The organism is Streptomyces sp. NPDC111507, assembly GCF_055638955.1.
On sequence record NZ_JBVKBU010000001.1, the window covers coordinates 1431876 to 1446157 of the forward strand.

Genomic DNA, 14282 nt, shown 5'->3' on the forward strand with positions numbered 1-14282 from the left:
GCGAGCGGTGAGCGGAACGTCCGAAGGGCCGACGCCCGCGGCAGATCTCATCCGGTCGGCCGTCACAGAGCGTCACATCGACACATCTCCGCGTACGTCTCCTCGTACGTACGCCGGGGTGCCTCCCGGCACATCCGTCTCCGCCGTTTCACCCCCTGACGCATCCCCTTGCGCCGAGGCCTCTCCCGGCACGTACGCCCCGGCGGAAACACTCCTCGACACCCTCGACACGCCTGAGTCCCCCCTCGACACGCCCGGGCCCATCTCCGACCCGCCCGAGTCCATGCCCGGCGTTTGCGAGTCCGTCCCCGATGCGGCACTCATCCCGCCCGCCGGGACCTCGACATCTCCCGGCGCCTTCCGTGCCGCCTTCGGCGCCGCGCCCCTTCCGATGGCCGTGGTCGACCGCGAGGGCCTGGTCGTCACCGCCAACGAGTCGCTCGGCGCGCTGCTCGGCACCGGATCGGGCGCGCTCGAGGGACGGATCGCGGCCGATCTGGTGGATCTGGCCTCCGACGCCCGCACCTGGCACGCGTACCGCGAGGTGCTGCGTGGCCGGCAGGCCAGGCTGCGCTGCACCCGCCGCCTCAAGCATCCCGACGGGCACTCGCTCTGGGTGCAGGTGACGGTCGCTCCGCTGCCGGCGCGGGAGGAGGCGGTACTGCTGTCCATCGCGGACATCAGCGCCCGCCGTGAACTCCAGGCGCGGCTGCGGCACTTGCAGATGCACGACCCGGTGACCCGGCTGCCCAACCGCACGCTGTTCTTCGAGCGGCTCTCGTCCGCCCTGGAGGCGGAGGCGTACGAGGAGGGCGGCACCGGCCGGATCGGGCTCTGCTATCTGGATCTGGACGGGTTCAAGGCGGTCAACGACACACTCGGCCACCGGGTCGGCGACCGGCTGCTCGCGGCCGTCGCCGAACGGCTGACGCGCTGCGCCGACGAGGCGGGTTACGCCCGGGGGGCCACTCCCCTGGTCGCCCGGCTGGGCGGCGACGAGTTCGCGCTGCTGGTCGAGGACTCGACCGGGACGGACCAGTTGGCCGACCTCGCCGAGTCCGTCCTGAAGTCACTGCAGGCGCCCTTCGACCTCTCCGGGCAGCGGCTGTCGGTCTCCGCGTCGATCGGGGTCGTCGAGCGGCGCGCCGCCGGGACGAGCGCGACCCATCTGATGCAGGCCGCGGACACCACGCTGTACTGGGCGAAGGCGGACGGCAAGGGCCGCTGGACGCTGTTCGACCCGGAGCGCAACGCTCACCGGATGACCCGTCAGGCGCTCTCCTCCACCCTCCGGGCGGCGATCGACCGGAACGAATTCGCCCTGGAGTACCAGCCCTTGGTGGGCATGGAGGACGGCGGGGTGCGCGGGGTCGAGGCGCTGGTCCGCTGGAACCATCCGCAGTTCGGCACGCTGACGCCGAATCGGTTCATCGGATTGGCCGAGGAAGACGGTTCGATCGTGCAGCTCGGCCGTTGGGTACTGGCCACGGCCTGCCGCCAGGCCCGACGTTGGCAGCTGGACCATCCCGACGCGGTGCCGATCTTCGTCAGCGTCAACGTCGCCGTACGGCAGGTGTGGGACTCCGACCTGGTCGCGGACGTGGCGGAGATCCTCGCGGAGACGGGTCTGGCCCCGCATCTGCTCCAGTTGGAGCTGACGGAGTCGGCGGTGATGGGCTCGGCCGGGCGGCCCCTCCAGGCCCTTCAGGCCCTCAGCGACATGGGCGTGCGCATCGCCATCGACGACTTCGGCACCGGGTACTCCAACCTCGCCTACCTCAGCCGCCTGCCGGTCTCCGTCCTGAAGCTGGACGGCTCTTTCGTGCGCGGCTTCCAGTACGAGGGGCCCGACGGCGGTGCCGGCGGCGTCCACCCCAACCCCGCCGACGAGGTCATCGTCGAGGCCCTCATCCAACTCGCCCACCGGCTCGGCCTGACGGTCACCGCCGAGTGCGTGGAGACCGCCTCCCAGGCCACCCGGCTGCGCGGGATCGGCTGCGACACCGGGCAGGGCTGGCTGTACTCCCGCCCGGTGGCGCCGGATCGTATCTCCGCCCTCTTGACCGCGAGTTCCTGACGGCGAACGGGTCCTAGTCCGCGGTCGGCAGCCCGTACGCGTCCGCGATCAGTTCGTACGAGCGCAGGCGTACGTCGCCGCCGTGGGCGTTGCCCGTGAGCATCAGCTCGTCGGCGCCGGTGCGCTTGTGGAGGTCGTCGAGGCCGGCGCGGACCTCGTCCGCGGTGCCGTGGATGACGTTGGCGTTCCAGGAGTCGACGAACTCACGTTCCATCGGGCTGAAGTCGTACGCCTCCGCCTCCTCGGGGGTCGGGACGAGACCCGGACGGCCGGTGCGCAGACGGACCATGTTCAGGGCCGCGGCCCTGACCTGACGGCGGGCCTCCTTCTCGTCGTCCGTCGCGAGGGCGGAGACGCCGATCAGGGCGTAAGGGGCGTCCAGCACGGCGCTCGGCCGGAAGGACTCGCGGTAGAGGTCCAGCGCCGGGATCGTGTTCTGGGCCGAGAAGTGGTGCGCGAAGGCGAAGGGGAGGCCGAGGACGCCGGCCAGGCGGGCGCTGAAACCGGAGGAGCCGAGGAGCCAGATCGGGGGGCGGTGCGGGGACTGTACGCCACCCGGGGAGGTCGACTGGACGGGGCCCGGGACCGCGTGGATGCGGGCGTAGGGGTGACCGGCCGGGAAGTCGTCGTCCAGGAAGCGGGTCAGCTCCGCGAGCTGCTCGGGGAAGTCGTCGGCGCCCTCGTGGAGGCGCTCGGTGCGGCGGAGGGCGGCGGCGGTGGCGCCGTCCGTGCCGGGGGCTCGGCCCAGGCCCAGGTCCACTCGGCCCGGGGCCATGGCTTCCAGCGTGCCGAACTGCTCCGCGATCACCAGGGGGGCGTGGTTCGGGAGCATGACGCCGCCCGAGCCCAGGCGGATGCGGGTCGTGTGGGCGGCGAGGTGGGCGAGGATCACCGCGGGTGAGGAGGAGGCCACGCCCGGCATGGAGTGGTGTTCGGCGACCCAGTAGCGGTGGAAGCCGCGGGACTCTGCGAGGCGGGAGATGGCGACGCTGGTGCGCAGGGCGTCGGTCGCGGTGCGGCCGGCGCCTACGGTGACCAGGTCCAGTACGGAGAGGGGTACGGGCGCGGTGCCTTGCGCGGTGCCTCGGATCTCGTCCGTGTCATCCACCGGGGTGCCTCCTGTTGCGTACGTGTTGCTGTCCTCAGGGCGCCAACAGGAGACAGTCCCCGTTTATTCCCGCCATCGCGCCCCGGCACGCCGGAAGGGTCTCTCGCCCCCGCCGCCCCTACCCGTCCCATCCCTCTGGGGCTCCGCCCCAGCCCCCACCAGGGGCGCTGCGCCCCCTGGACCCCCGCATCGGCCTGAACGGCCTCGTCCTCAAACGCCGGACGGGCTGAAGACGCGGCCCAGGGGCTTTTTGGGGGCGCGGGGAACTGCGCGACCAGCCTCCACCGGCCGTCAGCCGAAGAACTTCGGGCGGGGGGATGTGGGGCGAAGCCCCGCCCTTAGGGGCGCGGGGAACTGCGCGAACGGCCCCCACCCGGCCGCAGACGACGTGCGCGCCCCGGGAGGCGTTACGCCTGGATGATGGGCTCCTTTGTGAAGAGGGTGCCGAGGGCGGGGGCGTTCACCTTGCGGTCGGCGAGGCGTAGGGCCTCCCAGACCGAGACCTGGTTGGCGGTGAGGACCGGCTTGGAGAGGTCCTTCTCCAGGGCCGAAAGGTGCGCCGCCGTATGGAGGGCCGTGTCGGGCAGAAGGACGGCGTCCGCGTCGGAACGGTCGCCGGCCCGGGCGAGCTCGAGGACCTCCGCCTCACCCCAGGTCCCGACCTCCGCCGCCGTGACGATCCCCGAGGCCCTGATCGACACGACCTCCACCCCCGCCTCCCGAAGGAACGCGGCGAAGAGGTCCGCCACGTCCTGCGGATACGTCGCCGCGATCGCGACCCGCCGGGCCCCGACTTCCCGGACGGCGTGCGCGAACGCGAAGGACGTGGAGGAGGCGGGCAGCCCGGCCGCCCGGGCCAGGGCGCGCACCTGCTCGTGGGCGCCCTCCCAGCCGTACACGAAACTACCGCTGGTGCACGCCCAGACCACGGCCTCCGCACCGGACAGCCGCAGCTCCTCGACGCCCGCCGAGAGCCGGACCGCCGAGCCCATCTCGCGCAGCGCGTCGACCCGGTGGGCGTCCTCCCCGATGTCCGTGTGGACGAGCTGGAGGCGGACGTCGCTGCCCAGGAGCTGTTCGATGCGCGGGTAGTCGTCCTCGGCCGAGTGGCCCGGGTAGAGGAATCCGAGTGCGGTCATGCCCAACCTTCCTGTTCTTCCGGCAGTACAGGTCCCCCGCGGGCGGACTGATCGATCAGCCGCTGATAGGGGCCCACCGCCCGGGTACCCAGGTGACGCAGTGCCGCCCACATCGTCACCTGGTTGGCCGAGATCACCGGTATGCGCAGTTCCGCCTCCAGCTGGGGGATGACGTCGTACGTCGGCAGGTTGGTGCAGCTGATGAAGAGGGCGTCGGCCCCTTCACCCCGCACCGCGCGGCGGGCCATGTCGACCACATCACGGTACGGGACTTTCCAGATGTGCCTGGTCAGCCCCATGAAGGCGCGCCTGGTGACCTGGACGCCCGCCTCGGCGAGGTACTCCTCCAGGGACTGGGTCACCGAGACCGTGTAGGGCGTGACGAGCGCGATCCGGTGGGCGGCCAGCTCGGTGAGCGCCTCCAGCAGCGCGCCGGAGGTGGTCAGCGCGCGCACCTCCCCCGCCCGCGTCATCGCCTCGCACATCGCCCGCTCGCCCGCGACCCCGCCCACGAAACTGCCGGAGGTGCACGCGTACGCCACGACCTCGGGCGCGACCGCGTTCAGCGCGCGGACCGCGTCGCCGAGCGTCTCGTGCTCGGAGACCAGGCGGGCCAGGTCCAGGCTCACCTCGACCGGCACGAACGGGGTACGGGTCAGATGCAGGGAGACGTCGTCGGGGACCCAGCGCCACAGCTCGCGGTCGAGGGCGAAGTCGAAGGGGGCGACGACGCCGATCCCGCGCTGGGGGCGGGGGCCGCCGAGAAAGGAGACGTCCATGGCAGCACCGGCCTCACGAAGGGAGACGAAGGGGCAACGGACCGTGTGTACGTCCGTGTTGACGAAGGTAGGTTCGGGTGCGAGCGTGGTCAATCCGCGCATCTCAGACGGCTCCGGCCGCCCCCGCCCACCCCGCACGTTCGTCCCCTCAGGAACTCAGGAACCCAGGAAAGCGGACGCATTGCGAAACGGTTTCCCTCGCCCGCCCCGCCCCGTATCCGCGCCGGCCCCGGCCTCCGGGTCCGGCGCCGGGTCCCGCACCACCCTCCTCGTCCTGGACGCCGAGCCGCTCCCCCGCCTCGGCAGACTCACCGGCCGGGTGCGGATCGAGCACGCCGACGAGTCGACGCTGGCCGAGCGACTGCCGCGCGCGGACGTACTGCTGGTCTGGGACTTCACCTCGCACGCGGTGCGCCGCGCCTGGCCCGGCGAGGGTCCCCGGCCGCGCTGGGTGCACACGGCGAGCGCGGGCGTCGACCATCTCCTGTGCCCCGAACTCGCCGCGTCCGACACGGTGGTGACCAACGCGCGCGGGATCTTCGACCGGCCGATCGCCGAGTACGTCGCCGCGCTGGTCCTCGCGATGGCCAAGGACCTGCCGAGGACGTGGGACCTTCAACGGCAGCGGGAGTGGCGGCACCGGGAGTCGCAGCGGGTGGCGGGCACGCGCGCGTGTGTGGTCGGTTCCGGGCCGATCGGGCGGACGATCGTCAAGACGCTCAAGGCGCTCGGGGTGACGACGGCCCTGGTGGGGCGTACCGCGCGCACCGGGATCCACGGGCCCGAGGAGCTCGACCGGCTGATGGCGCGCGCCGACTGGGTGGTGTCGGCGGCGCCGCTCACCGAGGCCACGTACGGCATGTTCGACGCGCGGCGCTTCGGGATGATGCAGCCCTCGGCGCGCTTCATCAACGTCGGCCGTGGGCAGTTGGTCGTCGAGGACGCGCTCGCCGAGGCGCTGTCGAAGCGGTGGATCGCGGGCGCGGCCCTCGATGTCTTCCTGGACGAGCCGCTCGGCCCGGACAGCCCGCTGTGGGGTGTCCCCGGGCTGATCGTGTCGCCGCACATGAGCGGGGACACGGTCGGCTGGCGGGACGAACTCGGGGCGCAGTTCGTGGAGATGTACGAGCGCTGGGAGGCGGGCAGACCGCTGCCGAACGTGGTCGACAAGAAGCGCGGATACGTACCGGGGCACTGAGACTCCCTCTGGAGGGGCCGATGTCGGAACTCGTCGAGCTGACCGCGGTACAACTCCTCGACGGCTACCGCAAGGGCGAGTTCAGCCCCGTGGACGCCACGCGGGCGGCGTTGCGCAGGGCCGTGGAGATCCAGCCGGCCGTGAACGCGTTCGTACGTCTCGACGCGGACGCGGCCCTCGCGCAGGCGGCCCGGTCCGCGGACCGCTGGCGGCGGGGTGAGCCCGCCGGGCTGCTGGACGGGGTACCGGTCTGCGTCAAGGACATCCTGCTGATGCGCGGCGGACCGACCCTGCGCGGCTCCAGGACCGTTGATCCGCAGGGACGTTGGGACGAGGACGCGCCGTCCGTCGCCCGGCTGCGCGAGCACGGAGCGGTGTTCCTCGGGAGGACGACGACACCCGAGTTCGGCTGGAAGGGCGTCACGGATTCGCCGCTGTCGGGGGTCACCCGCAATCCGTACGACGTCACGCGCACGGCGGGCGGCTCGAGCGGCGGCAGCGCGGCGGCCGTCGCGCTCGGGGCGGGGCCGCTGGCGCTGGGCACGGACGGGGGCGGCAGCGTGCGCATCCCGGCCGCGTTCTGCGGGATCTTCGGTCTGAAGCCGACGTACGGGAGGGTGCCGCTGTACCCCGCGAGCGCGTTCGGGACGCTCTCGCACGTGGGGCCGATGACACGGGACGCGGCCGACGCGGCGCTGATGATGGACGTGATCAGCGGGCCGGACGCCCGTGACTGGTCGGCGCTCGGGCCGGTGGACGGGTCCTTCGTCGAGGCCCTCGGGGGTGGGGTGCGCGGGCTGCGGGTCGCGTACTCGCCGTCCCTCGGCGGGCAGGTCGCGGTCCAGCCGGCCGTCGCGGCGGCGGTGCGGCGGGCGGTGGAGCGGCTCGCGGGGCTCGGAGCGTACGTCACCGAGGCCGACCCCGACCTCACCGACCCGGTGGAGGCCTTCCACGTCCTGTGGTTCGGCGGTGCGGCCCGGGTGGCCCAGCGGCTCGGGCCTCGGCAGCGGGAGTTGCTGGACGCGGGGCTGCGGGAGATCTGCGCACGGGGCGCCCGGTTCAGCGCGCTGGACTACCTGGCCGCGGTGGACGTCCGGATGGAGCTCGGGCGGCGGATGGGGCGCTTCCACGAGTCGTACGACGTGCTGGTGACGCCGACCCTGCCGCTGACGGCGTTCGCGGCGGGGATGGAGGTGCCGCCGGGCTCCGGCCACCGCCGCTGGACGGGGTGGACCCCGTTCACGTACCCCTTCAACATGACCCAGCAGCCCGCCGCGAGCGTCCCGGTCGGCACGGACGGCGACGGCCTCCCGGTCGGCCTGCAGATCGTCGCCGCCCGCCACCGCGACGACCTCGTCCTGCGCACGGCGCACACGCTGTACGAGGCGGGCGTCGCGGGCATCGCACCGCCGGTCCTCACGTCCTGCGGAAGCTGAGCGTCTCCCCCAGGGCGCCCGAGCGCCAGAGGTCGTTGCAGGCCTCGGCCATCGCCTCCAGGCCCTCGGTCACCTGGCCCCAGACGATGCCCGGGACCCAGCCCACGTCGCCGTTGAGCAGCAGGTTGTTGCGTTCGTAGAAGAGGGCGAGGTCGACGACCGTGGTGCCGGGGCGTACGTCGGTGTCGTAGCCGTAGGCCTTCGTACCCAGTTCCGTGCCCGCGAAGGCGAAATAGCAGAGGTCTCCGGGAATGGGGGTGACTGTCGGATTTTCCAGCGGTGGCTCCGATTTCGCGAAAGGCGGGAAAAGGGCGTAGATCTCATTGCGTGCGTACTTCGCGTGGTAGACGTCGCCGCCCAGGGGTAGCGCGTCCCACACCGCCGCGCAGGTGACCGGCGCCCGGTCGTCGAGCAGTTTCGCGGTGCAGTGGATTCCGCGCTTGACCAGCGAGACCTCGATGAATCGATCAGCCATGCATTCCATGGTCTCCCCGGAGTCAAGGGCGCCTCGACACCACTCGGCGTCGTACGGGGCCGAAATCGATCCGAATACTTCGCATGCTCTCGGGTAGCCGCGCGGCCATGGCTCCACCACTCAGGAATGACGGGAATGACGGGACCGACGCGCAGAGACGAAGTCCGAGTCGGCGGTCGCTGCTCGCGGGTGTCTCCGCGCTCGGTGCCGTCGGCGCGCTGGGCGCCGCCGGCTGCACCCGGGTCGCCACCACGTCCGGCAACGGCGGTGATCTCCTCGACCGGCTCAAGGCGCAGGGCGTCGTACGGCTGGGCATAGCCGGTGAGATCCCGTTCGGCTACATCGACAAGAACGGTGAACTGACCGGCGAGGCACCCGAACTCGCCAAGGTGATCTTCAAGCGGCTGGGCGTCGACCGGGTGCAACCCGTCCCGACCGAGTTCGGCTCGCTCATTCCCGGGCTCAACTCGCAGCAGTTCGACATCGTGTCCGCCGGGATGTACATCAACCCGGAACGCTGTCAGCAGGTCGTCTTCGCCGACCCGGACTACCAGATGCTGGACGCCTTCATCGTGCGCAAGGGCAATCCGAAGGGCCTGCACGACTACAAGGACGTCGTGGCGAAGAAGGCCAGGTTCGCGACCGGCACCGGGTACGCCGAGATCCAGTACGCCGTCGAGGCCGGGTACAAGGAGAGCGACATCCTGATCGTGCCCGATCAGGTCGCCGGGCTGAACGCGGTCGAGGCAGGCCGTGTCGACGTCTTCGCCGGGACCGCGCTGACCACGCGCCAGGTGGCCACGAAGTCCCGCAAGGCCGAGAGCACGAAGCCCTTCACGCCCCTGGTGAAGGGCAAGCCGCACGTCGACGGCGGCGGCTTCGCGTTCCGTTCCGCCGAGACGCGGCTGCGCGACGCCTTCAACGTGGAGCTGAAGAAGCTGAAGGCCGACGGGGAGTTGTTCCGCATTCTGCGGCCCTTCGGGTTCACCCGGGCCGAGATGACCGACATGACCGCGAAGGAGCTCTGCCGCGGATGACCTCGGGACTCTGGGAACTCGTACTCAAAGGTGTCTGGGTCACCGTCCAGTTGCTGTTCCTCAGCTCGCTGGTGGCCGGGGCCGTCTCGTTCGCCGTCGGTGTCGCGCGCACCTCGCGGCGGTGGATCGTCCGCTTCCTCGCGGGCCTGTACACCGAGGTGTTCCGCGGCACCTCCGCCCTGATCATGATCTTCTGGGTGTACTTCGTGCTGCCGCTCGCCTTCGGCTGGCAGCTCGTCCCGATGTGGGCGGGCACGCTGGCGCTGGGGCTGACCTACGGGGCGTACGGCAGTGAGATCGTGCGCGGCGCCCTGAACGCCGTCGACCCCGCCCAGCGCGAGGGCGGCATCGCGCTCAGCTTCACGCCCTGGCAGCGGATGCGGCTGATCCTGCTGCCGCAGGCGGTGCCCGAGATGATCCCCTCCTTCTGCAACCTGCTGGTCGAACTACTCAAGGGCACGGCCCTGGTGTCGATCATGGGCATGGGCGATCTGACGTTCAGCGGCAACCTCGTACGGCTCGCGCTCCAGGAGAGCGCGGAGATCTACGCGTACGTCCTGCTGATCTACTTCGCGATCGCCTTCGTGATCACCCGGCTGATGCGGGCGCTGGAGCGGCGGCTGAAGGCCGGGATCGGCAAGGCGCCCCAGCCCGCCAAGACCCCACCGCGACGCGCGGAAGCCACCGGCGTCGGCGCGACGGGAGGTGCCGCATGAACTGGGACTGGGGCGCGGTGCGCGACTTCATGCCGCACTTCTGGGACGGACTGCTGATCACCCTCCAGGCGCTGGCGCTCGGCTCGGTGATCTCCTTCGCCCTGGGTCTGGTGTGGGCGCTGCTGATGCGCACACCGACCCGCTGGGTGCGCTGGCCGGTCGGGGTCGTCACGGAGTTCATCCGCAACACCCCGCTGCTGGTGCAGCTGTTCTTCCTCTTCTACGTGCTGCCCGAGTGGAACATCACGTTCTCCGCGCTGACCACCGGTGTCGTCGCGATCGGGCTGCACTACTCGACGTACACGATGCAGGTCTACCGGGCCGGTATCGAGGGCGTGCCGGCCGGCCAGTGGGAAGCGGCCACGGCGCTCAACCTGCCGCTGCGGCACACCTGGACCGCGGTGATCCTTCCGCAGGCGATCCGCCGGGTGGTACCCGCGCTCGGCAACTACGTCATCTCGATGCTCAAGGACACCCCGATGCTGATGGCGATCACCGTGCTGGAGATGCTCGGTGAGGCGCGGCTGTACTCGCAGGAGCACTTCCAGTTCACCGAACCACTCACGGTCATCGGCGTGGCCTTCATCCTCGTTTCCTATCCCGCTTCCCTCCTTCTGCGAGCCCTGGAGCGACGTCTTGTCCGCTGACACTCCCCTCGACACCTCGACGAACCCCGAAGACAAAGCCGACAGCACGGCCAATCCGCCGGTGGACGGCGGCGAGCTGATCCGTTTCGACAAGGTCACCAAGCGCTTCGGGGACAACACCGTCCTCGACGGCCTCGACTTCCGCGTCGACTCCGGCAAGCACGTCACACTGATCGGCCCGTCCGGCTCCGGCAAGACGACGATCCTTCGGCTGCTGATGACCCTGGCCAAGCCCGACGAGGGCACGATCACGGTCGCCGGTGAGCGGCTCCACCCGGCCCCCGAGAAGCAGATCCGGGAGGTCCGCAAGAAGATCGGGATGGTCTTCCAGCAGTTCAACCTCTTCCCGAACATGAAGGTGCTCCGCAACATCACCGAGGCGCCGGTCACCGTCCTCGGGCTGTCCGGGGACGAGGCCGAGGCGCGGGCCCGGGAGCTGCTGGAGATGGTGGGCCTCGCGGACAAGTGCGACGCCTACCCGAGTCAGTTGTCCGGCGGACAGCAGCAGCGGGTGGCGATCGCGCGGGCGCTGGCGATGCGGCCCCAGGTGCTGCTTCTGGACGAGGTGACGTCCGCGCTCGACCCCGAACTGGTCACGGGCGTCCTCGACGTCCTCCGAGACATCGCCCACACCACCGACATCACGATGCTCTGTGTGACCCATGAGATGAATTTCGCCCGCGACATCTCGGACCAGGTGCTGATGTTCGATTCCGGCCATGTCATCGAGTCCGGTTCGCCCGACCGGATCTTCACCGATCCGGAGCACGAAAGGACCCGGGAATTCCTCAGCGCGATCCTGTGACTACACGTAGTGAACGCGACAAGGTACGAGGTCCGGACCATGTGGCATGCCCGTCGAGCCATGACCTCGGCATATGCCAGGGTGTCGCACTCCTGCTGAGCGAACCGGAGCGCACCGACTTTCTCGCCAACAGCCCCTCCCCACCAAGCGTTTGACAGTTATCGTGGAGGAGCTCAGCTGTCCGGATCGATGGCCCAAAAAGCGCAGGGGGAAACCGTGGCGCTGATGAACGAGCCGACCGCGCCGTACCACTCGGCCCAGGACGCCCTGCGCGTCCTGGAGACGGTGGCCCGGCACTCCGGCGGTGTCACCGACGTCGAGCTGGCCCGCCAGACGGGCCTCGGCACGGAGCGCCTGACCGCACTGCTGCGGATGCTGCGCCGGGAGGGGTACGTCGAGCAGGTCGGCGACGGCGCGTACGTCGCCGGTGCCGCCCTCGGCCGGCTGGGCTCCGCCCACGGCCGCGACCAGGCACTGCGCGAGAAACTCCAGCAGACCATCGACCGGCTGCGCGACTCCGTCGGCGCCGCGATCTACATCAGCCGCTACATCGACGGCGAGGTGCACGTCACCCAGTGCGCCGAGGGTCCGGCGACCCCCGCGGTCAACGAATGGGTCGACTTCCGCTCCTCGGCCCACGCCAGCGCGGTCGGCAAGAGCCTTCTCGGCCAGCTCGACCTGAACGCCCGGCGCGACCACCTCTCCCGCCACAAGATGGCCCGCCTCACCTCGCGGACCATCACCAACGAGCGGCTGCTGCTGTCCCGGCTCGACGCCCAGCCGGCCACGGTGCCGGTGCTCGACCTCCAGGAGTACGCGATCGGCACGGTCTGCGCGGCCGTCCCCATCACGGCGGGCTCCTCGGTCGGCTGCCTCGCCCTCTCCCTCCCGGTCGAACACGCCCACCGCCTGCGCCGCGCCGCGGACACGCTCAACCGCGGCGCCACCCCCGTCCTGCTCTCCCTGGCCATCTAGGACCCGCTCCTTCGGATCACGCCCTGGGTGGTCGGAAGCACCCGTCCGGACCAGGTAGTATTTCTTTTGTCGCCGACCGCGGAAGCGGGAGGCGAGAGTCATGCGCCGCTAGCTCAGTTGGTTAGAGCAGCTGACTCTTAATCAGCGGGTCCGGGGTTCGAGTCCCTGGCGGCGCACATGAGAAGGCCCTTCACCACGGTGAGGGGCCTTCATTCGTCTGCCACGGGCGTCGAAAGCCCCGGCCGGTACCGGCACGGTGACCGGACAGGACGTGCGCGATGTCCTGGGGACAGGGCCTAGCGGGCCGAGAAGCCTCCGTCGACCGTGAGGACGGTGCCGGTCACCTGGCGGGACTCGTCGGAGGCGAGCCAGAGGGCGGCGGTGGCGACGTCGTCCGGTTCGACGAGGGCGTTCATGGGCTGGGCCTGGACGAAGGTCTGCTCGTGCTCGGCGACCGGCACGTCCAGGGCGCGGGCGATCTCGGCGAGCATCCGGCCCTCCACACGGGGGTCGTCGCGGACCGATCCGGGGCAGATGGCGTTGACGCGGACCCGGCGGGGCGCGTAGTCGAGGGCGACCGCCTTGGTCAGTCCGATCAGGCCGTGCTTGGCGGCGACGTACCCGGCGAAGTGGCGGTAGCCGACCAGGCCGGCCGTGGAGGCGATGTTGATGATCGAGCCGGCGCCCCGCGCGGTCATCAGGGCGCCCGCCGCGCGGATCGTGCGCCAGGCCCCGGAGAGGTCCACGTCCAGCATCAGCTGCCACTCGTGCTCCTCGATCTCGTGGGCGGCCCGGCCGGACGGCGCGGCGATCCCGGCGTTGTTGACGAGGACGTCGAGCCGTCCGAAGCGGGCCGTCGTCTCCTTCACCGCCGTCTGAACCGCGGCCAGGTCCCGTACGTCGACCCGGGCCGTTCGGACGGCGGCGCCCGTCTCCCGGCAGAGCTCCGCCGTGTGCGCCAACTGGCTCTCGGAGCCCAGCGGATACGGCACACCCGGGAGGTCCGCCGCGATGTCCACGAGCATCAGATCGGCGCCCTCGCGGGCGAACGCGACGGCGGTCGCCCGGCCGATGCCGCGGGCCGCCCCGGTGACGAGGGCGACCTTGCCCGAGAGCCTCGGACCGCCCGGGCTCACCGCGTGCCTCCGGCGCGGAGTTCGGCTCCGATCAGACGCAGGAGCGCGCCCGGGTTCTCGGTCAGGTACATGTGGCCGCCGTCCAGTTCCGCCGTGGTGAGCTTCCCGGTGGTGGCGCGGGACCACTCGGCGGCCTCGGCCGCGCTCACCAGCTCGTCGTCGCGGCCGCGCAGGGCGAGGACCGGGACGGCGAGCGGGCGGTCGCAGGCGGGCCGGTACGTCTCGTGCATCCGTACGTCGGCCCGCAGCAGCGGGAGCAGCAGCTCGCGCATCTCCGGGTGCTCCAGGGCCGGATGCGCGTACCCCGCGAAGGTGCGCACCCGGGCCAGGAACTCCGCGTCGGGCAGACCGCTCGCACGGTCCGCGCGGCCGGTCCACGGGCCCGGCGCGCCGCTGACGACGAGGGCGTCCAGGCGGACACCGGGCTCGGCCTCCAGCCGGTGCGCCAGCTCGAAGCCGAGCACCGCGCCGAGGCTGTGCCCGAACACCGCCACCCGTGCGCCCTCCGGGAGCTGCCGGGTCACCTGGGCGTGCGCCTCGGCGGCGGCCCGTACCGCGTCCGTGTGGGGTTCCTCCACGAACCGCTCCTCGCGGCCGGGCAGTTGCACCGGCAGGACGCGCAGGCCGACCGGCGCCCGGTCCTGCCACGGCTTGAAGAAGGACGCGCCCGCCCCGGCGAAGGGCAGACAGACGAGGTGGGTCTCTTCCACTGCTGACATCGCTCCCGAGTCTCGGCTTTCGGATACGAAGGGGC

General features: G+C 71.2%; 14 protein-coding genes and 1 tRNA gene. 9 read left to right on the plus strand and 6 right to left on the minus strand.

The genetic code is table 11. The annotated features are described in order from the left end of the window. Positions 1 to 7: 7 nt before the first annotated feature. Positions 8 to 2077 (plus strand): EAL domain-containing protein, encoded by a 2070-nt coding sequence (locus ACZ7M2_RS06360; protein WP_471594347.1) that lies wholly within the window; start codon positions 8 to 10, stop codon positions 2075 to 2077. 13 nt (positions 2078 to 2090) lie between these two features. Here the strand turns inward: ACZ7M2_RS06360 and ACZ7M2_RS06365 are convergent, their stop codons facing one another. The 3 genes from ACZ7M2_RS06365 to ACZ7M2_RS06375 form a co-directional block, all read right to left on the minus strand. Further along, positions 2091 to 3185, minus strand: a complete 1095-nt coding sequence (locus ACZ7M2_RS06365; RefSeq protein WP_471594348.1) for an LLM class flavin-dependent oxidoreductase — start codon at positions 3183 to 3185, stop codon at positions 2091 to 2093. 407 nt (positions 3186 to 3592) lie between these two features. Beyond that, the gene (locus tag ACZ7M2_RS06370) at positions 3593 to 4324 is read right to left on the minus strand and encodes a maleate cis-trans isomerase family protein (RefSeq protein WP_471594349.1); all 732 of its coding nucleotides are present in this window, start codon (positions 4322 to 4324) and stop codon (positions 3593 to 3595) included. Further along, positions 4321 to 5103, minus strand: a complete 783-nt coding sequence (locus tag ACZ7M2_RS06375) for a maleate cis-trans isomerase family protein (RefSeq protein WP_471594350.1) — start codon at positions 5101 to 5103, stop codon at positions 4321 to 4323. The genes ACZ7M2_RS06370 and ACZ7M2_RS06375 overlap by 4 nt, the downstream gene beginning before the upstream one ends. Positions 5104 to 5377: 274 nt before the next feature. On the opposite strand from ACZ7M2_RS06375, the gene ACZ7M2_RS06380 reads away from it, so the two are divergent. Together ACZ7M2_RS06380 and ACZ7M2_RS06385 are read left to right on the plus strand one after the other, a co-directional pair. Beyond that, a complete protein-coding gene (locus ACZ7M2_RS06380; RefSeq protein WP_471594534.1) occupies positions 5378 to 6301 on the plus strand; it encodes a D-2-hydroxyacid dehydrogenase in 924 nt (307 codons plus the stop codon). 20 nt (positions 6302 to 6321) lie between these two features. After that, positions 6322 to 7737 (plus strand): amidase, encoded by a 1416-nt coding sequence (locus ACZ7M2_RS06385; RefSeq protein ID WP_471594351.1) that lies wholly within the window; start codon positions 6322 to 6324, stop codon positions 7735 to 7737. Here ACZ7M2_RS06385 and ACZ7M2_RS06390 read toward each other — a convergent pair. Further along, entirely contained in the window at positions 7718 to 8212 is a 495-nt protein-coding gene (locus tag ACZ7M2_RS06390; protein WP_471594352.1) for a DUF3830 family protein, read from the minus strand. The genes ACZ7M2_RS06385 and ACZ7M2_RS06390 overlap by 20 nt on opposite strands. Positions 8213 to 8319: 107 nt before the next feature. On the opposite strand from ACZ7M2_RS06390, the gene ehuB reads away from it, so the two are divergent. The 6 genes from ehuB (at position 8320) to ACZ7M2_RS06420 (ending at position 12568) form a co-directional block, all read left to right on the plus strand. Further along, on the plus strand, positions 8320 to 9249 hold the full coding sequence (gene ehuB / locus ACZ7M2_RS06395; protein WP_471594353.1) for an ectoine/hydroxyectoine ABC transporter substrate-binding protein EhuB: 930 nt from the start codon (positions 8320 to 8322) through the stop codon (positions 9247 to 9249). Continuing rightward, positions 9246 to 9965, plus strand: a complete 720-nt coding sequence (gene ehuC, locus ACZ7M2_RS06400) for an ectoine/hydroxyectoine ABC transporter permease subunit EhuC (protein WP_471594354.1) — start codon at positions 9246 to 9248, stop codon at positions 9963 to 9965. The genes ehuB and ehuC overlap by 4 nt, the downstream gene beginning before the upstream one ends. After that, the gene (gene ehuD / locus ACZ7M2_RS06405; protein WP_471594355.1) at positions 9962 to 10612 is read left to right on the plus strand and encodes an ectoine/hydroxyectoine ABC transporter permease subunit EhuD; all 651 of its coding nucleotides are present in this window, start codon (positions 9962 to 9964) and stop codon (positions 10610 to 10612) included. Before ehuC ends, ehuD begins: the two co-directional genes overlap by 4 nt. Continuing rightward, positions 10602 to 11417 carry an ectoine/hydroxyectoine ABC transporter ATP-binding protein EhuA gene (ehuA, locus tag ACZ7M2_RS06410; RefSeq protein ID WP_471594356.1) on the plus strand — a complete coding sequence of 272 codons (816 nt, stop codon included), beginning with the start codon at positions 10602 to 10604 and terminating at the stop codon, positions 11415 to 11417. Before ehuD ends, ehuA begins: the two co-directional genes overlap by 11 nt. Before the next feature lie 216 nt (positions 11418 to 11633). Then, positions 11634 to 12392: an IclR family transcriptional regulator gene (locus ACZ7M2_RS06415; protein WP_352046995.1), complete on the plus strand. Its 759-nt coding sequence runs from the start codon at positions 11634 to 11636 to the stop codon at positions 12390 to 12392. Positions 12393 to 12494: 102 nt separating this feature from the next. Next, positions 12495 to 12568, plus strand: a tRNA-Lys gene (locus ACZ7M2_RS06420). A 120-nt stretch (positions 12569 to 12688) separates the two neighbouring features. On the opposite strand, the gene ACZ7M2_RS06425 is transcribed toward ACZ7M2_RS06420, so the two are convergent. Together ACZ7M2_RS06425 and ACZ7M2_RS06430 are read right to left on the minus strand one after the other, a co-directional pair. Further along, complete coding sequence (locus tag ACZ7M2_RS06425; RefSeq protein ID WP_471594357.1) at positions 12689 to 13528, minus strand: mycofactocin-coupled SDR family oxidoreductase; 840 nt, start codon at positions 13526 to 13528, stop codon at positions 12689 to 12691. After that, complete coding sequence (locus ACZ7M2_RS06430; RefSeq protein ID WP_471594358.1) at positions 13525 to 14247, minus strand: thioesterase II family protein; 723 nt, start codon at positions 14245 to 14247, stop codon at positions 13525 to 13527. The genes ACZ7M2_RS06425 and ACZ7M2_RS06430 overlap by 4 nt, the downstream gene beginning before the upstream one ends. Positions 14248 to 14282: the final 35 nt, after the last annotated feature.

Coding starts and splice junctions, on each gene's coding strand:
- ACZ7M2_RS06370 (WP_471594349.1), bottom strand. CDS start 4,324: ATGACCGCACTCGGATTCCTCTACCCGGGCCACTCGGCCGAGGACGAC.
- ACZ7M2_RS06375 (WP_471594350.1), bottom strand. CDS start 5,103: ATGGACGTCTCCTTTCTCGGCGGCCCCCGCCCCCAGCGCGGGATCGGC.
- ACZ7M2_RS06385 (WP_471594351.1), top strand. CDS start 6,322: ATGTCGGAACTCGTCGAGCTGACCGCGGTACAACTCCTCGACGGCTAC.
- ACZ7M2_RS06390 (WP_471594352.1), bottom strand. CDS start 8,212: ATGGCTGATCGATTCATCGAGGTCTCGCTGGTCAAGCGCGGAATCCAC.
- ehuB (WP_471594353.1), top strand. CDS start 8,320: ATGGCTCCACCACTCAGGAATGACGGGAATGACGGGACCGACGCGCAG.
- ehuC (WP_471594354.1), top strand. CDS start 9,246: ATGACCTCGGGACTCTGGGAACTCGTACTCAAAGGTGTCTGGGTCACC.
- ehuD (WP_471594355.1), top strand. CDS start 9,962: ATGAACTGGGACTGGGGCGCGGTGCGCGACTTCATGCCGCACTTCTGG.
- ACZ7M2_RS06430 (WP_471594358.1), bottom strand. CDS start 14,247: ATGTCAGCAGTGGAAGAGACCCACCTCGTCTGTCTGCCCTTCGCCGGG.